We start from the raw sequence: 25,968 nt of genomic DNA on the forward strand, positions 1-25,968 counted from the left end.
CGATGCGTTTTTGCAGTGCTTGATCCGCAACGCATTTCCCTCATACAGTTCTGAAGTCCTTTTCGGCGCGAACGGATACCTTTCATGTCAACTGTCTACAAACGCCTGCTGCTCAAACTCTCCGGCGAAGCCCTGATGGGCGATGATGCGTTTGGCATCAATCGCATGACGATCGAGCGAATCGTCGCGGATATCGTCGACGTGGTGAATCTGGGTGCCCAGCTCGCCGTCGTGATCGGCGGCGGCAATATCTTTCGGGGCGTAGCGGGTGGCGCGGCAGGCATGGACCGCGCGACGGCGGACTACATGGGGATGCTCGCGACGATGATGAATGCATTAGCGTTGCAGGATGCGATGCGCCATGCAGGCATCGAGGCGCGCGTGCAGTCCGCGTTGCGGATGGATCAAGTGGTCGAGCCCTATATTCGGCCGCGTGCGATTCGGCAGCTGGAGGAAGGACGCGTCGTCATTTTTGCGGCTGGCACTGGCAATCCATTTTTCACCACGGACACCGCCGCCGCGCTGCGCGGCGCGGAGATCGGCGCGGAAGTCGTGCTCAAGGCCACCAAGGTTGATGGCGTCTACTCCGCCGACCCGAAGAAGGACCCGACGGCCACGCGTTATGCGATGATCAGCTTCGATGAGGCGATCAGCCGCAATCTGCAGGTGATGGATGCGACGGCGTTCGCGCTGTGCCGCGACCAGAAGTTGCCGATCCGGGTGTTCTCGATCAATAAGCCCGGCGCCCTGAAGCGCATCGTGCAAGGCGATGACGAGGGCACGCTGGTGCACGTGTAAACTTGCAGGGTGGGCGAATGCCCGGCGTGGCCAATTCGCACACGGCCGGCATCCGACCACATCGTTTCGGAGGTTTGAATGACTGTCGCAGACATCAAGAAGGGCGCGGAGCAGAAGATGCAGCGCTCGTTAGAGGCGTTTAAGAGCGATCTGGCGAAGATCCGCACGGGGCGCGCCCATACCGGCTTGCTTGACCATATCCAGGTCGACTACTACGGCTCGAATGTACCGATCTCGCAGGTCGCAAACCTGACACTGGTCGATGCCCGTACGATTGGCGTGCAGCCGTGGGAGAAGAAGATGGTCGCGGTCGTCGAGAAGGCGATTCGCGAGTCGGATCTTGGTCTGAACCCGGCGACGCAAGGCGACTTGATCCGTGTGCCGATGCCGGCGCTGACCGAAGAGCGTCGCCGCGAGCTGACCAAGGTCGTGAAGTCGGAAGGCGAAAGCGCGAAGGTGGCAGTGCGTAACCTGCGCCGCGACGCGAACGATCAGTTGAAAAAGCTGCTGAAGGACAAGGACATCTCCGAGGATGATGAACGTCGGGCGCAAGACGAAGTTCAGAAGCTGACCGACAAGTTCGTCGCTGAGATCGAGAAGTTGGTTCAGACCAAAGAAACGGAAATCATGACGGTGTGACGCGACGGCGGTGCCTTGGGCGCCGCCGCTTGCTTTGCATCGTCGCTGGCCAAGGCGCAACGACGAGACAATGACCTATACCAGTTCCACTGTGTGCACCCCGAGCGTCACGGACGTGCCGCGGCATATCGCGATCATCATGGATGGCAATGGCCGCTGGGCGCAGCGCAGGCGGCTGCCGCGCGTTGCGGGTCATACGAAGGGGCTCGATGCGGTGCGCACGATCGTCGAGGCGTGCGCGGCGCGTGGCGTCGAGTTCCTGACGCTGTTTGCGTTCAGTTCCGAGAACTGGCGGCGGCCGGTCGACGAGGTATCGTTTCTGATGCGTCTGTTCATCAGCGCGCTCGAGCGTGAAATTGCGCGCTTGCATACGAATGGCATCCGGCTGCATGTGGTTGGCGACTTGTCGATGTTCGAGCCCCGGATTCAGGAACTCGTGCGTCGCGCGCAAGCCAAGACGGCAGCCAATACCGGTTTGACGCTGACCATCGCCGCCAATTATGGCGGCCGGTGGGACATCTTACAGGCCACGCGCAAGATTGCGCAGCAATGCGTGGATGCAGGTGCGATGCAGAATGTGGACGAGGCGAGCTTCACGCAACACTTGGCGATGGCGTATGCGCCGGAGCCGGACTTGTTCATTCGCACCGGCGGGGAGCAGCGCGTCAGCAATTTTCTACTGTGGCAACTAGCTTATACCGAATTGTATTTCACTGACGTGTTCTGGCCGGACTTTAATGACGCGGAATTGAGTAAGGCGATCGCTTCGTACCGCGAGCGCGAACGGCGCTTCGGGCGCACCAGCGCGCAACTCAGCCGGCAGTCGCAAAACGTCGATTCGCTTTCATGCTAAGAACCCGTGTCGTTACGGCGATCGTCCTGCTGGCCGTTTTACTGCCCATTACGCTGTTTGCGCCGTTGGGCGTTTTCGGCGCACTGATCGGCTTTGTGCTGGTGTTTGCCGCATGGGAATGGGCCAGGCTATTGAAGCTGCCGGGCGTCTGGCCGTTCGCCTATGCGGCGCTGGCCGGCGTGGTGCTGCTCGCCTATGTGTTCGCGGGTGCGCCGCGCGGTGACGCGGTATCGCGGGCGGCCGCGGTGTTCTGGGTTGCCGCTGCGCCGTTCGCGCTGCTGCGCAAACCAGCGCTGGCCAGTGGCGCGTGGCGCGGTTTCCTGCTGGCGGCCGGCCTAGTGCTGTTCGTCGCGTGCTGGCATGCGTTGGTAGTCGCGCGCGCGACCGGCGTCGTATTCGTACTGTCGCTGCTGCTGATCGTCTGGCTTGCCGATATCGGCGCATATTTCGTGGGCAGGCGCTTTGGCCGGCACAAGCTGGCGCCGGCGATCAGTCCGGGTAAGACATGGGAAGGAGCGATCGGCGGATGGCTATCGGTCATCGTGGTCGCGGCGTTTGCGCTTGCCGCGCATCTAGGCGAGCCAACCGTGGCTGGCGTGCTGGTTGGGCGCCTCGGCGTGGTGGGCGCGGCGCTCGCGCTGAGCATGCTGGTCGCCTGCAGCGTTGTCGGCGACCTGTTCGAGTCGCTGTTGAAGCGCCAGGCCGGCGTGAAGGATTCGAGCCAGTTGCTGCCCGGCCATGGCGGCGTGCTGGACCGGATCGACGCGCTGCTGCCCGTGCTGCCGCTGGCAATGCTGCTTTTGAGCTGAAATCATTGATGACGCAACATTGTGTGACCCTGCTGGGCTCGACGGGCTCGATCGGCGATAGCACGCTGGACGTGATCGCCCGGCATCCGGATCGATTCTCGATCCACGCGTTGACTGCGCACCGCAACTGGGAAAAACTCGCTGAGCAATGCGTGCGCTTCGCGCCACACGTCGCGGTGGTCGGCGATGCGCGAACGGCCATGCAGTTGCAGGCGCGGCTGCGCGAGGCGGGCTGTGCGACGCGCGTTGACTACGGCCGCGACGCACTGGCCGCCGCCGCGTCGGACGCCGCTTGCAATACGGTGGTCGCCGCTATTGTGGGTGCGGCCGGGCTGGAGCCGACGCTGGCAGCGGCGCGTGCCGGCAAGCGGATCTTGCTCGCGAACAAGGAGGCGCTGGTGATGTCCGGCGCATTGTTCATGGACGCAGTCTATGCCAGTGGCGCTGCGCTGCTACCCGTTGACAGTGAGCACAACGCCATTTTCCAGTGCTTTCCGCGCGAGCCTGGTTTGCGCGGCGCCGTGACCCGGATCCAGCTGACCGCGTCCGGCGGTCCATTCCGGCTGCGTGAACCGGCTACGCTGGTTGACGTGACGCCGGAGCAGGCGTGCAAGCATCCGAACTGGGTCATGGGGCGCAAGATCTCGGTCGATTCGGCCACGATGATGAACAAGGGCCTCGAGGTGATCGAGGCGCGCTGGCTGTTCGATCTGCGGCCCGAGCAGATCGATGTGTTGATCCATCCGCAAAGTGTGATCCATTCGCTGGTGTCGTATGCGGATGGCTCGACACTCGCGCAACTGGGCCATCCCGATATGCGCACGCCGATCGCTTATGCACTGGCGTTTCCGACGCGGATCGTGTCGGGCGTCGAGCCGCTGGATCTGGCGCAGGTGGCGACGTTGACCTTTGAGCCGCCCGACTACGAGCGCTTTCCGTGTCTGGCGCTCGCGCTGCAGGCATTGCGCGACGGCGGCTCGGCGAGCACGGTATTGAACGCGGCGAACGAAGTCGCGGTCGAAGCGTTTCTTGCGCGACACATCGGATTTACCGCGATCGCGGCAGTCGTCAGTGACGTGCTCGAGCAAGTCCAGGCTGATATTGCCACGACGCTGGATGCGGTGCTCGACGTCGATGCGCAGGCGCGCCGTGCGGCACAAGAGGCGCTGGCCCGTCACCGTACGCGTGACCGGTCTAGCGTGCGTGGCGGGGCGGCGGCTAGCCAGCTGGGCTGATACACGCGTTCATTCGGCGGGCCGTCACGTGCGGCATATTGCAGCGAGGGTCGCATGAGTTTGTTGATTCAACTGGTTTCGTTCATTGTCGCGATCGGCATCTTGGTCGTCGTGCATGAATTCGGCCATTATCTGATCGCACGCGCCGCTGGCGTCAAGGTGTTGCGCTTTTCCGTCGGCTTTGGCCGGCCGCTGCTGCGCCGGACCAGCCCGATCACCGGCACCGAGTGGACACTCTGCGCGCTGCCACTGGGCGGCTACGTGAAGATGCTCGACGAGCGCGATACCGATACGCGCATCGCTGCGCAGGATCTACCGCACGCATTCAACCGCAAGCCCGTCGGCTGGCGCTTTGCCATCGTCGCCGGCGGACCGCTCGCCAATTTTCTGCTGGCGATCATGCTGCTGGCGGGTGTCTACGCGGGCGGTGTCGAGGAGCCGGTGGCCACGCTGGCGGCTCCTGCCGTCGATTCGGTCGCGCAGCGCGCCGGCTTCGTCGGCGGCGAGACCGTGGTGGCAGTGCGGGCGCCGGATGGGACCACCGAGTCGGTGCGCTCCTGGAGCGATTTGCGCTGGAAGCTGCTCGATGCGCAGTTCGACCAGCGCAACATCGTGCTGCTGGCCAAGATGGGTAACGATACGCTCGATTACCCAGTCGATTTGTCGCGGGCAACGCGCGCGGAACAGGACGAGGATGTCATCGAGCGCCTGGGTTTCGAGCCGGGCGGCAAGTTGCGGGTGGCCAGTGTGGAGCCGGACAGCGCGGCGCAGCGCGCGGGGCTGGCTGCGGGCGATGTGGTCGTCGCGCTCGACGGCAAGGCAGTGCAGGGCGCACAGGCGTTCATTGCGACGATCCAGGCGCATGCGCTCAAGCATTTAACGATCACGGTCGAGCGCGACGGCGCGCGTCGCAACATCGAGGTAGTGCCCGACGAACGGCTTGATGTGGCCGGCGGCCAGGCGGTCGGCCGCATCGGTGCGGCGATGGCCACGCAGGTGCAGACTGTGGACGTGAAATACGGTTTAACGGAAAGCCTGCAGCTAGGGGCGCGGCGCACGTGGGATATTTCGACCTATTCAGTGCGCATGTTCTGGCGGATGCTCAGCGGCCAGGCTTCGCTGAAGAACCTGTCCGGGCCGGTCACGATCGCCGACTACGCGGGCAAGAGCGCGCAACTGGGCGTTGCGTCGTTTGCGTCGTTTCTGGCGCTGGTGAGTATCAGTCTCGGCGTGCTGAATCTGTTGCCGATTCCGGTATTGGATGGGGGGCATCTGTTATATTATCTGGTTGAAGCCGCGACGGGCAAGGCTGTTTCGGAACGCTGGCAACTGATTTTACAAAGGGCAGGTCTCGTGTGCATCGTTGCATTGTCCGCGATCGCGCTGTTCAACGACTTGTCACGTCTGATTCATTTCTAAGTCGATGCCATGTGCGCGCGGGTGGCGCGGCATGCATCGCAACAGCAAAAACATTGGGGAAGCAAGTTGTTCAAACATCACCGCTTTGTTCCTAAGACGGTTGCGGCTGCGATGCTCGCGGCACACGGGATAGTTGCGCATGCTACGGTGCCGTTTGTCGTCAAGGACATCCGCCTCGAAGGACTGCAGCGGGTGGAGCCGGGCACCGTGTTTGCCTACTTGCCGATCAAGCAAGGCGATACGTTTATCGACGACAAGGGATCGGAAGCCATCCGTGCATTGTATGCGACCGGCTTCTTTAGTGACGTCAAGATCCTGGCGCAAAACGACGTCGTAGTCGTTAACGTGCAGGAGCGTCCGGCCATTGGCTCGATCGACTTCGCCGGCATCCACGAGTTCGACAAGGACAATCTGACCAAGGCGCTGCGCGCGGTCGGCCTGTCCAATGGGCGCTATTACGACAAGGCGCTGGTCGACAAGGCTGAGCAGGAACTGAAGCGGCAATACCTGACGCGCGGCTACTACGCAGCGCAGGTAAAGACGACGGTCACGCCGATCGACCGCAATCGCGTGTCGATCCTGTTCTCGGTCGTCGAGGGGCCAAGTGCGAAAATTCGCCAGATCAATTTCATTGGCAACAAGACGTTCTCGACCAGCACATTGCGCGACGAGATGCAGTTGTCCACGCCGAACTGGTTCTCGTGGTACACAAAGGCCGACCTGTATTCAAAGGAAAAGCTGACAGGCGACCTGGAGAATATCCGCTCGTACTACTTGAACCGCGGCTATCTCGAGTTCAATATCGACTCGACGCAAGTGTCGATCTCGCCGGACAAAAAAGATATGTACCTGACGGTCACGCTGCATGAGGGCGAGCCGTACAAGATATCGAGCATCAAGCTCGCCGGCAACGTGCTCGACAAGGAGGCCGAACTTGCGAAGCTCGTGCAGTTGAAGCCGGGCGACCGGTTTTCCGCAGAGAAGTTGCAGGCGTCGACCAAGGCGATCGTCGATAAGCTGGGTGAGTATGGCTACGCGTTCGCCAGTGTGAACGCGCAGCCGGACATCGATCAGGCGCACCATACGGTCAACCTGATTCTGCAGGTTGATCCGAGCCAGCGCGTCTACGTTCGCCGCGTGAACATCACGGGCAACAACAAGACGCGCGACGAGGTGATCCGCCGCGAGATGCGGCAATTCGAGAGTTCGTGGTTCGACAGCCGCCGGCTCACGTTGTCAAAGGATCGGGTTAACCGGCTAGGCTACTTCACTGACGTGGACGTGACGACGACACCGGTGGAGGGCACGAACGACCAGGTTGATGTCGACGTGAAGGTGACCGAAAAGCCAACCGGCGCGATTACACTTGGCGCAGGCTTCTCGTCGACCGACAAGGTCGTGCTGTCGGCCGGCGTGTCGCAGGACAACGTGTTCGGCTCCGGCACGAGCCTGTCGGTGAACGTGAACACCGCTCGTACGTACCGCACGCTGGCCGTCACGCAGGTTGATCCGTACTTCACGATCGACGGCATCAAGCGGATCACCGATGTTTACTATCGCACGTACCAGCCGCTGTATTATTCGACCAATTCGAGCTTTCGGATCATCACCGCGGGCGGCGATCTAAAATTCGGTATTCCGTTCTCGGAAGCTGACACCGTGTATTTCGGTGCCGGCGTCGAGCAGAACCGCCTGGACATCGACTCGGCAACGCCGCAGAGCTACATCGATTACGTGAACCAGTTCGGCCGCGTGTCGAACAACGTGCCGGTCACCGTCGGTTGGTCGCGTGACGCGCGCGACAGCGCGCTGGTGCCCAGCCGCGGCTACTACACGCAGGCGAACGCTGAATACGGCACGCCGATCGGCAAGGCGCAGTACTACAAGGCCGATCTGCAGGCGCAATACTATTACTCGTTCGCCCGCGGCTTCGTGCTGGGCTTGAACCTGCAAGGCGGCTATGGCAACGGGCTCGGCGGCAAGCCGTATCCGATTTTCAAGAACTACTTTGCCGGCGGTATCGGGTCGGTGCGTGGCTACGAGCCGAGTTCGCTGGGTCCGCGCGACAAGGCGACAACCGATCCGATCGGGGGCTCGAAGATGATCGTGGGCAACATCGAGTTGACGTTCCCACTGCCCGGGACGGGCTACGATCGAACTTTGCGCGTGTTCACGTTCCTCGACGGCGGTAACGTATGGGGGACCGAAGGCAACAGTATCGGCGCGAACGGCTTGCGCTACGGCTACGGCTTGGGCTTGGCGTGGATCTCGCCGATTGGACCGTTGAAACTGAGCCTGGGCTTCCCGCTGGTCAAGCATAACGGCGATCAATACCAGAAATTCCAGTTCCAGATCGGTACGGCATTCTGACGAACATTCATCGGCTTAAGAGGTGACTTTGCTGACTAGAAAATTTTCCCGCTATATCGCAATGGGCGTGCTCGCAATGTCCGCGGGCACCGCCGCAGTGACCGCCTATGCGCAAGAGGCACGCATCGCGGCAGTCGACTCAGACCGCATCCTGCGCGAGTCGGCGCCGGCCAAGTCCGCGCAGTCCAAGCTCGAGCAGGAGTTCTCCAAGCGCGACCGCGACCTGCAGGGGATGGCCCAAAAGCTCAAGGCGATGTCCGACAACCTAGATAAGAATGGTGCGTCGATGTCCACGTCCGAGCGGCAGCAGCGGCAGCGCGACCTCGCGCAGCTCGATACGGACTTCCAACGCAAGCAGCGCGAGTTTCGCGAGGATCTGAACCAGCGTCGCAACGAGGAACTGGCTGGCGTGCTGGATCGGGCCAACAAGGTGATCCGGCAGATCGCCGAGCAGCAGCACTATGATCTGGTGGTGCAGGAGGCAGTCTACGTGAGCCCGCGCATCAACATCACAGACCAGGTGCTGAAGGCGCTCGCCAACGGCACGTCGAATTGACCAGGGTATCGCCGCGCATGTCGATGACGCTAGCCCAGTTGACGCAACGCTACGGCGGCACAGTCGTGGGTGACGCGGGCCGCACGATCGCGGGTCTCGCGCCGCTGGACAGCGCGGGCCCCGGCCAGCTTGCCTTTGTCGCCAATCCGAAGTATTTATCGCAGGCCAGCTCGACGCGTGCGGCGGCGGTATTGATCAGCCAGCCGGATCTGACCAAGCTGCAAGCCGAGCACGAGGGGACCGGCGCCGCGCCTGGGCCGGCCTTCGTCGTGACGCCGAACCCGTACGCGTATTTTGCGCGCGTTGCACAACAGTTCGCAGCGCAGGCGCTGCCGACTGCGCTGGCCGGCATTCATCCGGGTGCGGTGGTGGACCCCGCCGCGAAGGTGGCGGCCAGCGCGACGATCGGCCCCCACGTGACGATCGAGGCGGGCGCGGTAATCGGCGAGCGCGTGCGCATCGACGCGCATGCTTTCGTCGGCCATGGCGCGGTGATCGGTGACGATTCGCGCTTGTACCCGAACGTGACCGTGTACCATGGCTGTCAGCTTGGCGAGCGTGTGGTCGTGCATTCAGGTGCGGTGATCGGCGCGGATGGCTTCGGCTTTGCGCCGGACTTCGTCGGCGAAGAGGACGAGCAGACCGGCGAATGGGTGAAGATACCGCAGGTCGGCGCGGTGACGGTTGGCTCGGACGTCGAGATCGGTGCGAACACGACAATTGATCGCGGCGCGATGGCTGACACGGTCATCGAACAGGGCGTGAAAATCGACAACCTAGTGCAGATCGGGCACAACTGCCGGATCGGCGCCTACACGGTGATCGCCGGTTGCGCGGGTATCGCTGGCAGCACGACGATCGGTCGGCACTGCATGATCGGTGGCGCAGTCGGCGTTGCCGGCCACGTTACGCTCGCCGATCGTGTGATCGTGACCGCGAAGTCCGGGGTCTCCAAATCGCTACTCAAGCCGGGCATCTATACGAGCGCGTTTCCCGCCGTGCCCCACGGTGACTGGAACAAGAGCGCAGCGCTGCTGCGCAACATTGATAAGCTGCGCGAGCGCATTAAGACGCTCGAAGCCGCGCTTGACGCGGGGCATACGCCGCGCGGCGATGCCGGCGAGCGGCCGTAACACACTGCACGCAATGCGCGACCCAGTCGCGCCGAAACACCATGAGCACTGAAACAATAAACCTGGACATCCACAAGATTTTCACGCTGTTGCCGCATCGCTATCCGATTCTGCTCGTTGACCGCGTGCTGGAGCTTGAACCGCATAAGCGCATCAAGGCACTGAAGAACGTGACGATCAACGAACCGTATTTCATCGGCCATTTCCCGACGCGGCCGGTGATGCCAGGCGTGCTGATCCTGGAGGCGCTTGCGCAGACCGCTGGGTTGCTCACGTTTTCCGAGGAGCCACACGATCCGGACACGACGCTATATTACTTTGTCGGCATCGATAACGCGCGTTTCAAGCGTGTCGTTGAACCAGGTGATCAGCTGATTCTGAATATTTCGTTCGAGCGCTACATGCGTGGCATCTGGAAATTTAAGGGGCGCGCGGAGGTCGAAGGGTCGCTGGCGGTCGAAGCTGACTTGATGTGCACGGTCAAGCAGACGGATTCCGCCGCCTAAGTGCGGACGTTTTCGCAACGCAAAACGAAGCAAGGGCGAAGGTATGACTCGTATCCATCCCACCGCGATTATCGAAGCGGGCGCGAGCCTGGACGACACCGTCCAGATTGGCCCGTATGCGGTTATTGGTGCGCACGTACGCATCGGCGCGCGCACGACGGTTGGTTCGCACACGGTCATCGAAGGCCATACGACGATCGGTGAGGACAACCAGATCGGTCATTTTGCGGCGCTCGGCGGTGCGCCGCAGGACATGAAATACGCCGGCGAGCCGACGCGGCTCGAGATCGGCGATCGCAACACGATTCGCGAATTCACGACGATTCACACCGGTACTGCGCAAGACAACGGCGTCACCCATATCGGCGACGACAATTGGATCATGGCGTACGTGCACATTGCTCACGACTGCCGGGTCGGCAACCATACGGTATTTTCGAGCAATGCGCAGATTGCCGGGCACGTCGACGTCGGCGACTGGGCGATTCTTGGCGGCATGTCCGGTGTACACCAGTTCGTGCGCATCGGCGAACACGCGTTTCTCGGTGGCGCGTCGGCGTTAGTGCAGGACTTGCCGCCGTATGTGATTGCGGCCGGTGAAAAGGCCCAGCCGCACGGCATCAACATCGAGGGGCTGCGCCGTCGCGGCTTCACTGCCGATGCGATTTCCGCGTTGCGGGCCGCGTACCGGGCCGTCTATAAAAATGGTTTATCGCTAGACGAGGCGAAAGCGCAGTTGCGTGAGTTGGCGGCGCAGGGCGGTGATGGCGATGAGCCGGTCACAACGTTCCTGCGGTTCATCGAGACCGCCAAGCGCGGCATTATTCGCTGATGCATCGACGATGACGTTACATTCGAGTCCTGTCAAGCTCGCGATGGTGGCGGGTGAGCCGTCCGGCGACCTGTTGGCGGCGTCGTTGCTCGCCGGGCTCGCCGCGCGTCTTCCGGCTGGCACGCAGTACTATGGCATTGGCGGTGCGCGGATGGCCGCCCACGGGTTTGACGCGCACTGGCCGATGGACAAGTTGTCGGTGCGCGGGTATGTCGAGGCACTGCGCCATATTCCGGAAATCCTGCGCATCCGCGGTGAATTGAAACGGCAGCTGTTGGCTGAGCCGCCAAGCGTGTTCATCGGCGTCGATGCGCCGGATTTCAACTTCTCGCTCGAGGAGACGCTGCGGCATGCGGGTATCCCGACGATCCACTTCGTTTGCCCATCGATCTGGGCGTGGCGGGGCGGGCGTATCAAGAAGATCGTCAAGGCGGTGGACCACATGCTGTGCGTGTTTCCGTTTGAAACGGCGATCCTGGACAAGGCCGGCGTGGCGTCTACGTATGTCGGACATCCGCTGGCTGACGCGATTGCGATGCAGCCGGATAGCCTGAGCGCGCGGCGCGCAAGTGGCTTGCCGGATGAGGGGCCCGTTGTCGCGGTGCTGCCGGGCAGCCGCCGTTCCGAAATCGAGTTGATCGGCCCGACGTTCTTTGCGGCGATGGAGCTGATGCACCAGCGCGAGCCATCGTTGCGCTTTGTTGTGCCCGCGCCGAACGCGGCCATCCGCGCACTGCTGCAGCCGCTCGCGGACCGCTACCCGGCATTGCCGCTGACGCTGACCGAGGGCAATGCCCAGTTGGCAATGACGGCAGCCGACGCGGTGCTGGTCAAGAGCGGCACCGTTACGCTGGAAGCCGCGTTGCTGAAAAAGCCAATGGTGATCTCTTACAAGGTGCCATGGTTGACCGGGCAGATTATGCAGCGGCAAGGCTATTTGCCGTACGTTGGTTTGCCGAACATCCTGGCCGGCCGGTTCGTCGTGCCCGAGATCCTGCAGCACTTCGCGACGCCACAGGCGCTTGCCGATGCGACGCTGCTGCAACTGAACGATGAGGCGAACCGTCGCATGTTGGTCGAACTGTTCACCGAGATGCACGAACGTTTGCGCTGCAACACCGCCGAGCGTGCCGCGGAAGTGGTGGTCGATGTCATCGACTCGGGCCCGTCGGGCAGGAGGTTTCGATGACCGGGCGCCGTATGCGCACGCCCGGCTGCGGTGGCACGCCTGCCGTTGTACAGCGCGGGCTGGACTTCGACGATCCGGCTGACCTCGTTTGCGGCGTCGATGAAGCGGGGCGCGGGCCGCTGGCGGGTCCGGTGGTGGCCGCCGCGGTGATTCTCGATCCCGCCGCACCTCGCATTCGTGGGCTCGATGACTCCAAGGCGCTGAGTCCGGCGACGCGCGAAAAGCTGTTCGATCGGATTGTTGAGCGCTCGCTGGCCTATTGCGTCGCGTCGGCGAGCGTCGAGGAAATCGATACGCTCAATATCCTGCACGCGACGATGCTGGCGATGCAGCGCGCGGTGCAGGGCCTTGCGCTCACGCCTGCGTTGGTCAAGGTCGATGGTAACCGCTGCCCGGTGCTGTCGGTGCGATCCGAGGCGGTGATTGGGGGCGATGCACTGGTGCCGTCGATCTCCGCCGCGTCGATTCTGGCGAAGGTCACGCGGGACCGGATGATGCATGCGTTGCATGATGAGTTTCCGCATTATGGGTTTGACGCCCATGTAGGCTATGGCACGCCGCGGCACTTGGCTGCGCTGCGTATCCATGGGCCGTGCGTGCACCACCGGCGCTCGTTTGCGCCGGTGCGCAAAGCCTATTTGAGCTTCGGGCTGGACGCGATGCCTGTGAGCGGGGTGGACGCGCCGCCATGCTGAGCCGTGCGACACTGCCCGCCGGCTGAGCCGATGAAAACCATCACATCGCGGGACAATCCGCTATTCAAGCACCTCAAGGCGCTGACAGTCCCTGCACAGCAGAGAAAGCGTGGCCAGGCACTGCTCGAGGGCCTGCACTTGGCCGAAGCCTATCTCGATTCGGTCGGCCAGCCGGCGCATTGCGTGCTGACCGAGTCGGCACTGGCGCAGGTGCAGACCGCGCAGATCGTCGCGCGGCTCGATCCATCCCGGGTCGTGCGGTTCAGCGACGTGCTGTTCTCGCAGTTGTCGACGCTCGTCAATGGGATTGGCATTGCCTTCGTGGTGGATGTGCGGCCACGGCCACTGCCCGAACGCGTCGAGGCCACTTGCGTGGTGCTCGACGGCGTGCAGGACGCCGGCAATGTCGGCTCGATCCTGCGCAGTGCCGCTGCGGCTGGGATCGGCGACGTGTTCTGCTCGCCTGGCACGGCGCACGCGTGGTCGCCCAAGGTATTGCGTGCCGGCATGGGCGCGCAATTTCTGCTGCGCGTGCACGAGCAGGTGGAGGCCGCCGACTTGTTGGCACGGCTCGCAGTGCCGGTGTTTGTCACCGATTCGCATGACGCACAGGCGCTGTACGATGTCGACCTGAGCGGGCCGCTTGCATGGGTGTTCGGCAACGAGGGCGCCGGCGTGTCGGCCGAGTGGCGTGCCGCGGTGAGCCGGCGCGTGACCATTCCGCAGCCCGGCGGCATGGAGTCGTTGAACGTCGCTGCCGCCGCCGCCGTGTGCTTTTTCGAGCAATGTCGGCAACGGCGTGTCGCGTAGCGGCGCGCGCTCAGTATGATTGCCGCTCGAGCTTGATTTCCTGCAAGATCGTCGTCGCGATCTCCTCGATTGACTTGTGCGTCGACGACAGCCATTTGATGCCTTCGCGGCGCATCAGCGCCTCGGCCTCGTTGACCTCGTAGCGGCAGTTTTCTGGCGCAGCGTACTTGCTGCCTGGGCGGCGTTCGTTGCGGATCTCAGCGAGCCGCTGCGGATCGATCGACAGTCCAAAGATCTTGTTGCGATGGGCACGCAGCGGCGTCGGTAGTTTGCCGCGCTCGAAGTCTTCCGGGATTAACGGGTAATTGGCCGCCTTCACACCGTACTGCATCGCCAGATAGAGGCTGGTAGGCGTCTTGCCGCTGCGCGACACGCCGACCAGGATCACGTCTGCGTCCTGCAAATTGCGGTTGCTCTGGCCATCATCATGCGCGAGCGAGAAATTGATCGCCTCGATCCGGTTCTTGTACTCCTCGGTATCGGCGGCCTGGTGGCCACGGCCGATCGCGTGGGTCGATTGGGTTTGCAATTCCTGCTCTAGCGGCTCGATAAAGGTCTGGAACATGTCCATGACCAGCGCTTTCGAGCGCTTGACGATCTCGTTTGATTGGCTATCGACGAGCGTCGTAAAGACGACCGGGCGGCGCCCGTCCAGCGTGGCCGCTTCATTGATTTTCTGGACCGTGGCGTAAGCCTTCTCCGACGAGTCGATGAATGGCACGCGCACGAGGCGGAATTTTTGGTCGAACTGGGACAGGATCGAATGCGCGAATGTTTCCGCAGTGATGCCGGTGCCATCGGAGACGATGAATACAGTCGGTGCAGGCATGATGCTTGTTTAGTAGAGCGCCGCGCGGGCAGGCTCGGATTTCCGTCGGTCAAAGGGCCTGAGCGGGGATTCTGGGATTTTTTGCAGAGTAGCACGGTAGAATAGCGGCAACTTGTTTGACAAGCAATTGCAGGCGATGTCCGTGAACCGGCGGCAAGCTTTGTCCCATAAAACTTTGCAGGTCAGCGGCGGATGGGTGGGGTGTCGCACGGTGAGCACATGGCCCCCCGCGGCACGGGGCGAGGCGATCCTCGCGGCGCCCGCGATGGCTTGTCAAACAGGTTGTGCGAGGTGCGTTGCGGCTTCCAATGGAGCCGCGCGCACGGGCCCCACTCGCGCATGCCGGAAATTTTCTACCACTTAGGGGCTTTCATGTCTAACGCAGCACATAACGGAGCATACGTCCTACCGTTCGAAGCATTACGAATGACAGATGTCGACTCGGTCGGCGGAAAAAATGCATCGCTGGGCGAGATGATCAGCCAACTGGCTGCGGCAGGCGTTCGCGTGCCGACCGGTTTCGCGACGACCGCGCACGCGTTCCGCGAATTCCTCGCGCACAATGACTTAACCGGGCGGATCGCTAAGCGCCTTGAGACGCTCGATGTCGATGACGTGAAGGCGCTGGCCGAGGCCGGCAAGGACATCCGCCAGTGGATCATCGACGCGCCGTTGCAACCGCGCCTGGATGCGGAGATTCGCGAGCAGTTCGACAAGCTGCAGGCATCCTCGCCCCAGGAGCTGTCGTTTGCAGTGCGCTCGTCAGCCACGGCCGAGGACTTGCCAGACGCGTCGTTTGCCGGCCAGCAGGAGTCGTATCTGAACGTCGTGGGCATCGACGACGTGCTGGATCGCATCAAGCATGTGTTCGCGTCGCTGTATAACGACCGCGCGATTTCATATCGCGTGCACAAGGGCTTCACGCACGCCGAGGTGGCGTTGTCCGCCGGCGTGCAGCGGATGGTGCGCTCGGACGTCGGCGCGGCCGGCGTAATGTTCACGCTGGATACCGAATCGGGTTTTCGCGACGCCGTGTTCATCACCTCCAGCTACGGACTGGGCGAGACCGTGGTGCAGGGCGCGGTGAACCCGGACGAGTTCTATGTGTTCAAGACGACGCTCGCGCAGGGGCGGTATCCGATCATCCGCCGCTCGATTGGCTCCAAGCTGATCAAGATGGAGTTCACGCAGCCGGGCGAGTCGGGCCGCGTGAAGACGGTTGACGTGTCGGCGGAGCAGCGCAATCGCTATTCGATTACCGATGAGGATGTGATCCAGCTTGCCAAGTACGCGGTGATCATCGAGAACCACTACCAGCGTCCGATGGACATCGAGTGGGGCAAGGACGGCCGCGATGGCACGTTGTTCATCCTGCAGGCGCGCCCCGAGACGGTGAAGAGCCAGGCGGCCGGCAAGATTGAGCAGCGCTTCAAGCTGAAGGGCCAGTCGCAGGTGCTTGCGACCGGTCGGGCAATCGGTCAGAAGATTGGTGCCGGTCCGGTGCGCGTGATCCACGATCCTTCCGAGATGGAGCGTGTGCAGCCGGGTGATGTGCTGGTGGCGGACATGACCGATCCGAACTGGGAGCCGGTGATGAAACGCGCGTCGGCGATTGTCACAAACCGGGGCGGCCGTACCTGCCACGCGGCGATCATCGCGCGCGAGCTTGGCGTGCCGGCCGTAGTCGGCTGCGGTGACGCGACTGACGTGCTGAAGGACGGTGCGCTGGTGACGGTATCGTGCGCGGAAGGCGACGAGGGTAAGATCTACGACGGCCTGCTTGAGACCGAGGTGACCGAAGTGCAGCGCGGCGAGTTGCCGAAGATCCCGGTCAAGATCATGATGAATGTGGGCAATCCGCAACTCGCGTTTGATTTCGCGCAGTTGCCGAACGCCGGCGTCGGGCTGGCGCGGCTCGAATTCATCATCAATAACAACATCGGCGTGCATCCGAAGGCGATTCTCGAGTATCCGAATGTTGACCAGGATTTGAAAAAAGCCGTCGAGAGCGTGGCGCGTGGTCACGCGTCGCCTCGTGCGTTCTACGTCGACAAGCTGACCGAGGGCGTCGCGACGATTGCCGCGGCGTTCTATCCGAAGCCGGTGATCGTGCGGCTGTCGGACTTCAAGTCGAACGAGTACAAGAAGCTGATCGGCGGTTCGCGTTACGAGCCGGACGAAGAAAACCCGATGCTCGGCTTCCGGGGCGCGTCACGCTACATCGCCGACGATTTCGCGGCCGCGTTCGAAATGGAGTGCCGTGCGCTCAAGCGCGTGCGTGACGAGATGGGCCTGACCAACGTCGAGATTATGGTGCCATTCGTGCGTACGCTGGGGCAGGCCAAGCGGGTAGTCGAGCTGCTCGCCCAATTCGGGCTCAAGCGCGGCGACAACGGCTTGCGACTGATCATGATGTGCGAAGTGCCGTCCAACGCGATTCTGGCCGAGCAGTTCCTGGCGTATTTCGACGGCTTCTCGATTGGCTCGAACGATTTGACGCAGTTGACGCTAGGCTTGGACCGGGACTCGGGCATGGAATTGCTTGCCCACGACTTCGACGAGCGCGATCCGGCAGTGTGCTTCATGCTGTCGCGCGCGATCGAAACCTGCCTGCGGTTGGGCAAGTATGTCGGCATTTGCGGCCAGGGCCCGTCGGACCATCCGGATTTTGCTGCGTGGCTGACGAAGGAAGGTATTGCCTCGATCTCGCTGAATCCGGATACCGTGATCGACACTTGGCAGGCGCTCGCGCAGGCAGACGACGCGAAGGCGGCATGACACCGCGTCCGTTGGCGGGTCGGACGATACGCCGGCCGCCAGAAACCGGGCGCTGACGCGCGGCCGGTTCGCGGCGCGAGCTGGCTTCGTGCTATAAGACACCTCGGTGACGGCACCGAGGTGTTTTTTTATTTAGGGGATCGCGATGGTGGGTTCGGGACTTATTTGGTGGATCGCGACCGGTGCGCTGTTGGTAGTCGAGCTGACGAGCGGCACGTTCTATCTATTGATGATTGCGCTGGGCTGCGCGGCGGGCGGTATTGCGCACGGAATCGGCATGCCGGTGGCCGCGCAGCTTGCGCTGGCCGCACTGGTCGCGCTGGCCGCCGTGACGGTGCTGCGGCGTTCCCGCTACGGTCATCGGCGGCGCCGCGACGTGCGGGACGTCACGCGGGACGCCGATGTGCTACTAGACATCGGCCAGACGGTGTGCGTTGAACGCTGGGATAACGGCCGGGCACGCATCAACTATCGTGGTGCGCAATGGGATGTCGAGCTTCAGCCCGGCGAGAGCGAGCATGCGCACTGGTATTTGATTCGCCAGGTGCGCGACAACCGGCTCATCGTTGCCGCCCGACCGGCCGCTCGCTCTTCTTCTACAGCCTGATGGGATACTACGCCATGGATCTTTTGATTATTGCACTAGTCTTGTTCGTCGTCGTAGTGGTGATCGCGACACAATGCGTGAAGATTACGCCTCAGCAGCATGCCTGGGTGCTCGAGAGGCTTGGCCGTTATCATGCGACGCTGACGCCGGGCCTGAACATCGTGCTGCCATTCGTCGATCGCGTCGCGTACAAGCATTCGCTGAAGGAGATCCCGCTCGACGTGCCGTCGCAGGTCTGCATCACGCGCGACAACACGCAACTGCAGGTCGATGGCGTCTTGTACTTTCAGGTCACCGATCCGATGAAGGCCTCGTACGGCTCGGCGAACTACGTGATGGCGATCACGCAGCTTGCGCAGACGACGTTACGCTCGGTCATTGGCAAGATGGAACTGGACAAGACGTTCGAGGAGCGCGACCTGATCAACCACAGCATCGTATCGGCACTTGACGATGCAGCAGCGAATTGGGGCGTGAAGGTGCTGCGCTACGAAATCAAGGATCTGACGCCGCCTAACGAAATCTTGCGTGCGATGCAGGCGCAGATTACGGCCGAGCGAGAGAAGCGGGCGCTGATCGCGTGCGTCCGAGGGCCGTAAGCAAGAACAGATCAACCTGGCGTCCGGCGCGCGCGAGGCGGCGATTCAGCAATCCGAAGGGGAGAAACAGGCCGCGATCAACCAGGCCCAGGGGCAGGCTGCCGCCATTCTCGCTGTGGCCGACGCGAATGCGCAAGCGATCCAGAAAATCGCCGATGCGATTCAGTCGCGTGGCGGCATGGATGCGGTGAATCTGAAGGTTGCCGAACAATATGTCAGTGCTTTTGGCAACCTGGCCAAGCAAGGCAATACACTGATTGTCCCGGCCAATTTGGCGACATGAGCACGATGATCGCCTCCGCGCTGAGCATCGCACACGCCAAGCGTGACGTGTAGCCGAAGTAGGGTGTCGCCAAGCGGCCAGGCGCACGTGTCGGCTCGTAGTGGTCAGCGACACGTGACCCAGATTGTCGCGCACCGTGCGCAGACCGAGCCGCCATCGGCCTGATGTGACCCGGCGGTATGCCTCAGCCAGTCTCAGTTAGTGCCGACGTCCAGTTCATCGGCGCGCTCGATGAACTGGACCGCGCGCACGCAGCCATGTCGCGGTACGGCTGAATATGTTTTTGATTTGCGTCACGCAAAACCGAGCGTGACAGACAGCGGTGCGGGCCTTTAAAGGGCATGACCAGCGGCGTGGTGCTGGCTCGGCCGGCCAGCGAGGGCAGGCCACACGCTTGTTGATAGCGGGTCAGCTCGACGATCAACACCGGCGACGCCGGCACGATCCGCGCGCGTTTTTCATTGCCGACGATTTCGAGCCACCATTGGTCCCGCCCCTGCGCCCTCAAGCGCCGCGAGAAGTCGTCCATGGTCCCGCTGGTGACCTCGGCAATGCGCAGGTTTTGCAGGTAGAAAAGCGTTGTCTGCCAGCGGCAGCGCGCATAGTACGCCTGCCGCGCCGCTGTTTTGTGGGGCAGCTGCCCAAACGAACTGTACGAAGGGCCGAATTTGATCTATATTTAGTCTTGTCGCCAGTCAGCAAGCTAGGAATGCGTCGTGAAATTCTCAACTCAAATTAAGCCTATCAGCTACCTTAAGAGCCACGCAGCCGACATCATTAAGAATATTTCCGAGTCCCGGGAGCCAATGCTGATCACCCAAAATGGGGAAGCCAAGCTTGTGGTCATGGACGTTCGCTCTTACGAGCAGCAGGAAGATACCCTTGCCCTTCTAAAAATTCTTGCCATGGGTAATCAGGAAATTTCTCAAGGCCGCTTCCGCGATGCGGATGACGTCTTTGCCGACTTGGACAAGGAAGACCGCGGGTGAAAGTTGTTTTCCTTGAAGGTGCCGAAGAGGACTTAAAGGAGCTTCGTCGCTACATCATTAAAAACTTTGGCCGATCAACTTGGCAAGAGACTTATCAACCAATCAAGTATTCTGTTCGAGACATTTTAGTTTTCCCCCAAAGCGGCGTTATCCCTGAAGAGCTTGTTGACTGTAATCCTCAACAGTACCGCCAAGTTATTTCTGGCATGAATCGCATTCTCTATGAGATTGGGGACACAATTATTTACATCCACATCATTTGTGACATTCGCCGCGACATGAGAACACTTCTTTCCCGCCGGCTGCTACGCGTGATCAAATAGTGGCGCCGTTAAGAATCAGACGGCAATGCCAAAATCGGCTCCAGGGTAAATGCGCGCCCGCGTACCGACTGCGCCATAGCGCGAGCTTCCATAGGGGACGACGTCCACTGAACCTGCGCCTAGGGCGTGTTAGGCCCTTAATGGGACAGCATGAATGAGCATGAGCATAGCGGAGACGACGAAATGCAGGCCGGCTAGCGTTTCGGGCAAGCGCTCGTAGTTGCGAGCGCGTCGCCTGAACCGGTTGAGGTAGCCGAAGCTGCGCTCGAGCACCCAGCGGCGGGGCAGCACTGAGCGCAAATCATGGATCATAGCTTTGAAGCAACCCGCGTTCAGCCAATGCTGCGTTTGCTGCTAGACCTGTTCCCACGGCGGGAAGTGGGTCAGAAGCATACGCCACGAGGCACTCGCTCGCGCTATCCAGCGCAGTGCGTTGAACATTTTGCGCAACTCATATCGACGCTGCGGTGCAGCTTTATTCATTAAAGTCAGGTAGGGAGCAGCAAAGCTCCATGCCTCGTTCGATACATCCATCGAGTAAGGCTTGCGTTCTGTTATACCAATAGAGTAACAACGCTGACCCAAAGTGCCTAACATGCTCTGGGGTTGACTCGTCAGAAGGGCTAACGCTTACGAACTCGGGGTGGGCTAGCGAAGGCTGTTCTGGATGTCTGACAGCCATCCAGTACTCCGACGGTCCGGCAATCCGCTACGCGCTCGCGATCCTGCCATTGTTGGCGAAACCAGAAGTAGAGGGGGCGGGCGGCGTCGCGGCGGCACGCCGCTAGCGCGTGGTGTTTTTCAGCAGCTGTGCCTTCTCGCGTTGCCAGTCGCGCTTCTTTTCGGTCTCGCGCTTATCGTGCAGCTTCTTGCCCCGGGCCAAGCCGATTTCACACTTCACTCGTCCATTCTTGTAGTGGAAGTTCAGCGGCACCAACGTATAGCCGCGCTGCTCGACCTTGCCAATCAGCTTGCGGATCTCATCGGCGTTGAGCAGCAACTTGCGGGTGCGCACAGGATCCGCGTGCACGTGCGTCGAGGCGGTCTGCAACGGGCTGATGTGCGTGCCGATCAGGAACAGTTCACCGTTGCGAATCACAACGTAGCCTTCCTTGATTTGGCCGCGCCCGGCGCGCAGTGCCTTGACCTCCCAGCCCTCAAGCACGAGCCCCGCCTCGTAGCGTTCCTCGATGAAGTAATCGAAGAATGCTTTCTTGTTGTCGATGATGCTCATGAATGGGTTTTGACCAACTCGGATAAAATTATGATTTTAGCAAAGCGACCCGGCGCCGAAGGCCGCGTCGCGTCCGCGCGTGCTCCGGGCTCGCCGCGACGCGCGCGGCGCCACGCGCCTCTTCGATGCCCTTTTATGGCAGACGTTCAGAAAACCGTCCTGATTCGTTATTCCGCCGAACGCATGTTCGACCTTGTGACTGATGTCGCCGACTACCCCAACTTTCTGCCTTGGTGCGGTGGCGTCGAGATCCGGCACCAGGACGAAACAAGCATGGAAGCACGGATCGACATCCGCTTCAAGGGGATTCATCAGCATTTCGCCACCCATAACACGCAACGGCGCCCGGAACGGATCGATATGGAGTTCACCGAAGGGCCTTTCAAGCGGTTCACCGGCTATTGGAACTTCATCCCGCTGCGGGACGATGCGTGCAAGGTCGAGTTTGCGTTGCACTATGAGTTTTCCAGCATCATCTTGGAGAAGCTGATCGGACCGGTGTTCAATCACATCGCGAACACGTTTGTCGAATCGTTCGTCAAGCGGGCCGGGGAGCGCTATGGCAAGCGTTGATCCAGCGGCGCTGGGCGGCGGCGCCGGGGCCATGATCGAGGTGCAAGTTTGTTATGCGCTGCCCGACACGCAAACGCTCGTCGCCTTGCGACTGCCAATCGGTGCGACGCTGCGTGAGGCCATCGAGGCTAGCGGGATCGTCGCGATGCATCCGCAGATCGACCTGGCCCAGCAGCGCGTCGGCGTGTTCGGACGCATCCGCGCGCTGGACTCGGTGCTCGAGAATGGTGATCGCGTCGAGATCTATCGGCCGTTGACCGTCGATCCGAAGCTCGCGCGACAGCGCCGCGTCGCCAAAGCTCGCCACAGCGGCTCGCTCGAAGGACGCAAATGGCGCGCGAAAGACGCCCGCTGAAGTAGGCCGCGCATGGTGCGCCCCCGTTAACGGCCGTTGGCACGTCAGTGCGCCGAGATTGGCGCGTCCTCCTCGATCGCGTGCCGAGACTTGCCCGGGCGCGACGGCTGACTCGCGTGCTGGCGCACTGACCAGCTCACGCCCGCAACGAGCAGCATGATCGCGCCCCATTCGAGCGCGCGCGGCCAGCGCTGCGCGTAGATAAACCCATACACGAGCGCGAACAGCGTCTCAAACACGATCAACTGGCCCGACAGCGTTAATGGCAGGCGTTTCGCCGCAGCGTTCCACAACGCATTGCCCCACCATGAACAGCCGATGGCGATGGCTAGGTTGAGCGCCCAGAACAGTTGCCAGCGTTCGGCATCGAGCGCTGGCCGCCCAACTGCGCTGCTTGGCACCAGCAGCAGCCCGGCCCATAGCAGTGCGCCGAGTACACCGGTGACAATGCCCGATGCAATCGACCATTCGTTGCTGTCGAAATGTCCTGACTTGCGCAGATAGCGCGCATTGGCGACGGCGAACCAGGTCCACGCCACCAGAGCGCCCGCTGCGCACAACACACCGGCGATCCGGCTCGCGATCGTGCCGTGCGTGGCAAACGATGCCGTGAAGACGTCGAGGTTGATGCAGGCGATGCCGGCGACAATCATCAGCAGCGCAAGCGTAAGCCGCCGCAGTGGAACCGCGTCGTGATCGGCGCGTCCGGCCAGCGTGATGGTCAGCGGCAGCACACCGACGATCAGCGACGATGGCGCGACGCCGACCAGTTGTACCGCTGCGGCGACCAGAATGTAATAGACAATGTTGCCTGCGAGCGCGAGCCAGATGAGCACCACGAGATCCGCGCGCGTGAGCTTGGATAGCAGCCGACGCGCGTTGGGCAGCGCGACGACGACCGACACCAGGCCGTACAGCAGATAGCGTCCGGCGGCCAGCAGCAACGGCGAAAAGTCCGGCAGCAGGCACGGGCCGAGAAAGACGAAGCCCCACACTGCGCCCGCTAGCAGGCCGTACATCACCCCACGTTGCATTGCCGACTCCCTGTCATCGTTGGCTGTGCCGCGCCGTGCCCGAATTGCGCACGGCTGCCACGCCGCATACCAGCGGCGTGTGCGAGGCGGCTGGCATGCGGCGGCGGGCGCGGCGGCAATTAAAGGCGCGCAGCATAGCACGCGCTCCATTCATCGCGCTTGTCGAATCCTGTAATCGGCGCAACACCACGTCGCCCCGGGCTATAAAACGGGGACATATGTGTAACTGGCTGTTCAGGCAGTGAAAATCCAGGAAACTATCGGTATAATCCGATTTTGCGCCTATAGGATTTGCCATGCGTCTGATCCAAAAAGCACTCACATTCGATGACGTGCTCCTCGTGCCAGCGTACTCGAACGTACTGCCGCGTGACACCAATCTCAAAACCCGCCTGACTCGCAATATCTCGCTAAACATGCCGCTGATTTCGGCGGCGATGGATACGGTTACCGAAGGGCGGCTTGCGATTGCGATGGCGCAGCAGGGTGGAATCGGCATCGTGCACAAGAATCTAACACCGGCTGAGCAGGCGCGTGAAGTTGCGAAGGTCAAGCGGTTCGAGTCTGGCGTGCTGCGCGATCCGATCACCGTGCCGCCCGATATGAAGGTGCACGACGTGATTGCGCTGTCGCGCCAGCATGGCATTTCCGGCTTTCCAGTCGTCGATGGCGCGAAACTCATCGGCATCGTGACGAACCGTGACCTGCGTTTCGAGGAGCGGCTGGGCGAGCCGGTGCGCGCGATCATGACGCCGCGTGAGCGGCTGGTCACGGTCAGCGAGGGGACGTCGCTCGCGCAAGCCAAGGCGCTCATGCACCGCCACCGCCTGGAGCGTGTGCTGGTCGTCAACGAGGCGTTTGAGCTGCGCGGATTGATGACGGTCAAGGACATCACGAAGGCGACCGAGCACCCGGACGCCTGCAAGGACGAGCACGGCAAGCTGCGGGTCGGTGCTGCCGTCGGTGTCGGTCCGGAGAATGTGGCGCGCGTCGAAGCGCTCGCGGCGGCGGGTGTCGACGTGATCGTCGTTGATACCGCGCACGGGCACAGCCAGGGCGTGCTAGAGCGGGTGCGCTGGGTCAAGCAGCATTTTCCGCATATCGATGTGGTGGGTGGCAACATTGCGACGGCCGAAGCGGCCAAGGCGCTGGTCGAGCACGGCGCCGACGGTGTGAAGGTTGGCATCGGCCCAGGTTCGATCTGTACCACGCGGATCGTCGCGGGCGTCGGTGTGCCGCAGATCACCGCGATCGCGAACGTGGCTGATGCGCTGCGGGGCAGCGGCGTGCCGGTGATCGCCGACGGCGGCGTGCGTTACTCCGGGGATGTCTCGAAGGCATTGGCCGCGGGCGCCGACGCGGTGATGATGGGCAGCATGCTGGCCGGCACCGAAGAATCGCCTGGCGACGTGTTCCTGTTCCAGGGACGCCAATACAAATCGTATCGCGGCATGGGTTCGGTTGGCGCCATGAAAGATGGCGCGGCAGACCGCTACTTTCAGGAAGACAATTCGGCCAACGTTGACAAGCTGGTGCCGGAAGGGATTGAAGGCCGCGTCGCGTACAAGGGGGGTGTCAGCGCGATCCTGTTCCAATTGATCGGCGGGGTGCGCGCGAGCATGGGCTACTGTGGTTGCCGCACGATCGAGGAGTTGCACGAAAAAGCCGCGTTCGTCGAGATCACGGCGGCTGGCGTCCGCGAATCGCACGTGCATGACGTGCAGATCACGAAGGAAGCGCCGAACTATCACGTCGAGTGAGTGGACGCATGAAAGCCCTGTTGCGCGCGGTACTGATCGTCGATGCGCTGGTGACGGCGGCATTCGGTCTGTTGATGATCGCGACCCCATGGCGGTCGCTGTACGACACGCTGCAGTTGGTGCAAGTGTCACCAGCGATGGTGGGGCAGTTGTTCGGCATCGTGCTGTTGGCGCTGGCCGGATTGCAATTGCGCGCGGCGATTCATGGTGCACTGACCGCGCTGGTTGCCGGCGCCAGTGGCCACGCGCTGTGGGCCTGCGGCGTGCTGATGCTCGTCTGGCTGGTTGCGGTGCGCTCGCCGTCGCTGGCCGGCCTCGGCCTGTGGATCGGACCGCTGGTGGGTGTCGCGTTGCTGCTGTATGGGCTGATCAACGTCCGGCTGGCCGCCGCGGTACGGCGGCGTGACCGGGCGGCCGCGCAAGGGGCGGCCTCCGCGGAGCGTGCGCGCGAACGTGCCGCCGCGACGGCGCCGATGACACCGGCTCAGGCCGCAGACGTGTCGACCAGTCAGGCGAAATCAGCCGGCCGGACGCCGGCGGCGCCGGCGACGACGCGGCACAGTGCATCGGCATCCAACGCATCACCATCCACCGCGTCGATACCCGAGCGCGGCGCCGAGGCCGACGAACGTCGCGAGCCGTTCGTGCGCGGCGACGACGACACGGACCGCGGTTGAACGGCGCCTCGATACCCGCCTAGAACGCGCCTCCCGCCGTATTGCGCGTTGTGCTGCCGTCGGCTCCGCGCACAGCGCGGCTC

The 25,968-nt window shown here is 62.2% G+C and carries 26 protein-coding genes and 2 pseudogenes; 23 read left to right on the top strand and 5 right to left on the bottom strand.

Annotated elements, in window-relative coordinates; all coding sequences use genetic code 11:
* Positions 1-84: 84 nt before the first annotated feature.
* From pyrH to RBRH_RS06515, 14 genes are all read left to right on the top strand, one after another.
* Positions 85-798 (top strand): UMP kinase, encoded by a 714-nt coding sequence (gene pyrH, locus RBRH_RS06450; protein ID WP_013435253.1) that lies wholly within the window; start codon positions 85-87, stop codon positions 796-798.
* A gap of 78 nt (positions 799-876) precedes the next feature.
* On the top strand, positions 877-1,437 hold the full coding sequence (gene frr / locus RBRH_RS06455; RefSeq protein ID WP_013435254.1) for a ribosome recycling factor: 561 nt from the start codon (positions 877-879) through the stop codon (positions 1,435-1,437).
* Positions 1,438-1,507: 70 nt separating this feature from the next.
* Positions 1,508-2,290 carry an isoprenyl transferase gene (locus RBRH_RS06460; RefSeq protein WP_041753486.1) on the top strand — a complete coding sequence of 261 codons (783 nt, stop codon included), beginning with the start codon at positions 1,508-1,510 and terminating at the stop codon, positions 2,288-2,290.
* The gene (locus RBRH_RS06465) at positions 2,284-3,099 is read left to right on the top strand and encodes a phosphatidate cytidylyltransferase (protein ID WP_013435256.1); all 816 of its coding nucleotides are present in this window, start codon (positions 2,284-2,286) and stop codon (positions 3,097-3,099) included. The genes RBRH_RS06460 and RBRH_RS06465 overlap by 7 nt, the downstream gene beginning before the upstream one ends.
* An 8-nt stretch (positions 3,100-3,107) precedes the next feature.
* Positions 3,108-4,334: a 1-deoxy-D-xylulose-5-phosphate reductoisomerase gene (locus tag RBRH_RS06470; protein ID WP_041753488.1), complete on the top strand. Its 1,227-nt coding sequence runs from the start codon at positions 3,108-3,110 to the stop codon at positions 4,332-4,334.
* Between the two features lie 54 nt (positions 4,335-4,388).
* Entirely contained in the window at positions 4,389-5,753 is a 1,365-nt protein-coding gene (rseP, locus tag RBRH_RS06475; protein ID WP_013435258.1) for an RIP metalloprotease RseP, read from the top strand.
* Positions 5,754-5,819: 66 nt separating this feature from the next.
* Positions 5,820-8,123: an outer membrane protein assembly factor BamA gene (gene bamA / locus RBRH_RS06480; protein WP_041754255.1), complete on the top strand. Its 2,304-nt coding sequence runs from the start codon at positions 5,820-5,822 to the stop codon at positions 8,121-8,123.
* Between the two features lie 22 nt (positions 8,124-8,145).
* Positions 8,146-8,679, top strand: a complete 534-nt coding sequence (locus RBRH_RS06485) for an OmpH/Skp family outer membrane protein (protein ID WP_013435260.1) — start codon at positions 8,146-8,148, stop codon at positions 8,677-8,679.
* 17 nt (positions 8,680-8,696) lie between these two features.
* The gene (lpxD, locus tag RBRH_RS06490) at positions 8,697-9,812 is read left to right on the top strand and encodes a UDP-3-O-(3-hydroxymyristoyl)glucosamine N-acyltransferase (RefSeq protein WP_041753492.1); all 1,116 of its coding nucleotides are present in this window, start codon (positions 8,697-8,699) and stop codon (positions 9,810-9,812) included.
* Positions 9,813-9,853: 41 nt separating this feature from the next.
* On the top strand, positions 9,854-10,318 hold the full coding sequence (gene fabZ, locus RBRH_RS06495; protein WP_013435262.1) for a 3-hydroxyacyl-ACP dehydratase FabZ: 465 nt from the start codon (positions 9,854-9,856) through the stop codon (positions 10,316-10,318).
* A 43-nt stretch (positions 10,319-10,361) separates the two neighbouring features.
* A complete protein-coding gene (gene lpxA, locus RBRH_RS06500; protein ID WP_013435263.1) occupies positions 10,362-11,150 on the top strand; it encodes an acyl-ACP--UDP-N-acetylglucosamine O-acyltransferase in 789 nt (262 codons plus the stop codon).
* A gap of 10 nt (positions 11,151-11,160) precedes the next feature.
* Positions 11,161-12,339, top strand: a complete 1,179-nt coding sequence (gene lpxB / locus RBRH_RS06505; RefSeq protein ID WP_041753494.1) for a lipid-A-disaccharide synthase — start codon at positions 11,161-11,163, stop codon at positions 12,337-12,339.
* Positions 12,336-13,034: a ribonuclease HII gene (rnhB, locus tag RBRH_RS06510; protein WP_013435265.1), complete on the top strand. Its 699-nt coding sequence runs from the start codon at positions 12,336-12,338 to the stop codon at positions 13,032-13,034. The genes lpxB and rnhB overlap by 4 nt, the downstream gene beginning before the upstream one ends.
* Positions 13,035-13,064: 30 nt before the next feature.
* Positions 13,065-13,844 (top strand): TrmH family RNA methyltransferase, encoded by a 780-nt coding sequence (locus tag RBRH_RS06515; protein WP_041753496.1) that lies wholly within the window; start codon positions 13,065-13,067, stop codon positions 13,842-13,844.
* A gap of 10 nt (positions 13,845-13,854) precedes the next feature.
* Here the strand turns inward: RBRH_RS06515 and ppsR are convergent, their stop codons facing one another.
* Positions 13,855-14,673 (bottom strand): posphoenolpyruvate synthetase regulatory kinase/phosphorylase PpsR, encoded by an 819-nt coding sequence (gene ppsR / locus RBRH_RS06520; RefSeq protein WP_013435268.1) that lies wholly within the window; start codon positions 14,671-14,673, stop codon positions 13,855-13,857.
* A gap of 372 nt (positions 14,674-15,045) precedes the next feature.
* Between ppsR and ppsA the strand changes: the two genes are divergently transcribed.
* The 3 genes and pseudogenes from ppsA (at position 15,046) to RBRH_RS06535 (ending at position 18,993) form a co-directional block, all read left to right on the top strand.
* A complete protein-coding gene (gene ppsA, locus RBRH_RS06525; RefSeq protein ID WP_041754258.1) occupies positions 15,046-17,451 on the top strand; it encodes a phosphoenolpyruvate synthase in 2,406 nt (801 codons plus the stop codon).
* A gap of 145 nt (positions 17,452-17,596) precedes the next feature.
* Entirely contained in the window at positions 17,597-18,058 is a 462-nt protein-coding gene (locus tag RBRH_RS06530) for an NfeD family protein (RefSeq protein ID WP_013435270.1), read from the top strand.
* Positions 18,059-18,072: 14 nt separating this feature from the next.
* Positions 18,073-18,993 (top strand): annotated as a pseudogene (locus RBRH_RS06535) (SPFH domain-containing protein).
* A 131-nt stretch (positions 18,994-19,124) separates the two neighbouring features.
* Here the strand turns inward: RBRH_RS06535 and RBRH_RS19815 are convergent.
* Entirely contained in the window at positions 19,125-19,469 is a 345-nt protein-coding gene (locus tag RBRH_RS19815; RefSeq protein WP_013435273.1) for a hypothetical protein, read from the bottom strand.
* Between the two features lie 187 nt (positions 19,470-19,656).
* Between RBRH_RS19815 and RBRH_RS06545 the strand changes: the two genes are divergently transcribed.
* Positions 19,657-19,929: a type II toxin-antitoxin system Phd/YefM family antitoxin gene (locus RBRH_RS06545; RefSeq protein WP_013435274.1), complete on the top strand. Its 273-nt coding sequence runs from the start codon at positions 19,657-19,659 to the stop codon at positions 19,927-19,929.
* A complete protein-coding gene (locus RBRH_RS06550; RefSeq protein ID WP_013435275.1) occupies positions 19,926-20,252 on the top strand; it encodes a type II toxin-antitoxin system RelE/ParE family toxin in 327 nt (108 codons plus the stop codon). The genes RBRH_RS06545 and RBRH_RS06550 overlap by 4 nt, the downstream gene beginning before the upstream one ends.
* A gap of 129 nt (positions 20,253-20,381) precedes the next feature.
* Here the strand turns inward: RBRH_RS06550 and RBRH_RS16725 are convergent.
* Together RBRH_RS16725 and smpB are read right to left on the bottom strand one after the other, a co-directional pair.
* Positions 20,382-20,810: pseudogene (locus RBRH_RS16725) on the bottom strand (transposase).
* Positions 20,811-21,036: 226 nt separating this feature from the next.
* Complete coding sequence (smpB, locus tag RBRH_RS06560) at positions 21,037-21,486, bottom strand: SsrA-binding protein SmpB (RefSeq protein ID WP_013435278.1); 450 nt, start codon at positions 21,484-21,486, stop codon at positions 21,037-21,039.
* A 135-nt stretch (positions 21,487-21,621) separates the two neighbouring features.
* On the opposite strand from smpB, the gene RBRH_RS06565 reads away from it, so the two are divergent.
* Together RBRH_RS06565 and RBRH_RS06570 are read left to right on the top strand one after the other, a co-directional pair.
* Positions 21,622-22,059, top strand: a complete 438-nt coding sequence (locus RBRH_RS06565) for a type II toxin-antitoxin system RatA family toxin (RefSeq protein WP_041753499.1) — start codon at positions 21,622-21,624, stop codon at positions 22,057-22,059.
* A gap of 31 nt (positions 22,060-22,090) precedes the next feature.
* A complete protein-coding gene (locus tag RBRH_RS06570; RefSeq protein WP_041754260.1) occupies positions 22,091-22,414 on the top strand; it encodes an RnfH family protein in 324 nt (107 codons plus the stop codon).
* A 44-nt stretch (positions 22,415-22,458) separates the two neighbouring features.
* Here RBRH_RS06570 and RBRH_RS06575 read toward each other — a convergent pair whose 3' ends face one another.
* A complete protein-coding gene (locus tag RBRH_RS06575; RefSeq protein ID WP_041754262.1) occupies positions 22,459-23,448 on the bottom strand; it encodes a DMT family transporter in 990 nt (329 codons plus the stop codon).
* A 296-nt stretch (positions 23,449-23,744) separates the two neighbouring features.
* Between RBRH_RS06575 and guaB the strand changes: the two genes are divergently transcribed.
* Both guaB and RBRH_RS06585 read left to right on the top strand, forming a co-directional pair.
* Positions 23,745-25,208 (top strand): IMP dehydrogenase, encoded by a 1,464-nt coding sequence (guaB, locus tag RBRH_RS06580; RefSeq protein ID WP_013435282.1) that lies wholly within the window; start codon positions 23,745-23,747, stop codon positions 25,206-25,208.
* A gap of 8 nt (positions 25,209-25,216) precedes the next feature.
* On the top strand, positions 25,217-25,885 hold the full coding sequence (locus tag RBRH_RS06585) for a hypothetical protein (protein ID WP_065757420.1): 669 nt from the start codon (positions 25,217-25,219) through the stop codon (positions 25,883-25,885).
* Positions 25,886-25,968 lie beyond the last annotated feature (83 nt).

This window comes from Mycetohabitans rhizoxinica HKI 454 (assembly GCF_000198775.1).
GTDB classification, from domain to species: Bacteria; Pseudomonadota; Gammaproteobacteria; order Burkholderiales; family Burkholderiaceae; genus Mycetohabitans; species Mycetohabitans rhizoxinica.

Coding starts and splice junctions, on each gene's coding strand:
- pyrH (WP_013435253.1), top strand. CDS start 85: ATGTCAACTGTCTACAAACGCCTGCTGCTCAAACTCTCCGGCGAAGCC.
- frr (WP_013435254.1), top strand. CDS start 877: ATGACTGTCGCAGACATCAAGAAGGGCGCGGAGCAGAAGATGCAGCGC.
- RBRH_RS06460 (WP_041753486.1), top strand. CDS start 1,508: ATGACCTATACCAGTTCCACTGTGTGCACCCCGAGCGTCACGGACGTG.
- RBRH_RS06465 (WP_013435256.1), top strand. CDS start 2,284: ATGCTAAGAACCCGTGTCGTTACGGCGATCGTCCTGCTGGCCGTTTTA.
- RBRH_RS06470 (WP_041753488.1), top strand. CDS start 3,108: ATGACGCAACATTGTGTGACCCTGCTGGGCTCGACGGGCTCGATCGGC.
- rseP (WP_013435258.1), top strand. CDS start 4,389: ATGAGTTTGTTGATTCAACTGGTTTCGTTCATTGTCGCGATCGGCATC.
- lpxD (WP_041753492.1), top strand. CDS start 8,697: ATGTCGATGACGCTAGCCCAGTTGACGCAACGCTACGGCGGCACAGTC.
- fabZ (WP_013435262.1), top strand. CDS start 9,854: ATGAGCACTGAAACAATAAACCTGGACATCCACAAGATTTTCACGCTG.
- lpxA (WP_013435263.1), top strand. CDS start 10,362: ATGACTCGTATCCATCCCACCGCGATTATCGAAGCGGGCGCGAGCCTG.
- lpxB (WP_041753494.1), top strand. CDS start 11,161: ATGACGTTACATTCGAGTCCTGTCAAGCTCGCGATGGTGGCGGGTGAG.
- rnhB (WP_013435265.1), top strand. CDS start 12,336: ATGACCGGGCGCCGTATGCGCACGCCCGGCTGCGGTGGCACGCCTGCC.
- RBRH_RS06515 (WP_041753496.1), top strand. CDS start 13,065: ATGAAAACCATCACATCGCGGGACAATCCGCTATTCAAGCACCTCAAG.
- ppsR (WP_013435268.1), bottom strand. CDS start 14,673: ATGCCTGCACCGACTGTATTCATCGTCTCCGATGGCACCGGCATCACT.
- ppsA (WP_041754258.1), top strand. CDS start 15,046: ATGTCTAACGCAGCACATAACGGAGCATACGTCCTACCGTTCGAAGCA.
- RBRH_RS06530 (WP_013435270.1), top strand. CDS start 17,597: ATGGTGGGTTCGGGACTTATTTGGTGGATCGCGACCGGTGCGCTGTTG.
- RBRH_RS19815 (WP_013435273.1), bottom strand. CDS start 19,469: ATGGACGACTTCTCGCGGCGCTTGAGGGCGCAGGGGCGGGACCAATGG.
- smpB (WP_013435278.1), bottom strand. CDS start 21,486: ATGAGCATCATCGACAACAAGAAAGCATTCTTCGATTACTTCATCGAG.
- RBRH_RS06565 (WP_041753499.1), top strand. CDS start 21,622: ATGGCAGACGTTCAGAAAACCGTCCTGATTCGTTATTCCGCCGAACGC.
- RBRH_RS06570 (WP_041754260.1), top strand. CDS start 22,091: ATGATCGAGGTGCAAGTTTGTTATGCGCTGCCCGACACGCAAACGCTC.
- RBRH_RS06575 (WP_041754262.1), bottom strand. CDS start 23,448: ATGCAACGTGGGGTGATGTACGGCCTGCTAGCGGGCGCAGTGTGGGGC.
- guaB (WP_013435282.1), top strand. CDS start 23,745: ATGCGTCTGATCCAAAAAGCACTCACATTCGATGACGTGCTCCTCGTG.
- RBRH_RS06585 (WP_065757420.1), top strand. CDS start 25,217: ATGAAAGCCCTGTTGCGCGCGGTACTGATCGTCGATGCGCTGGTGACG.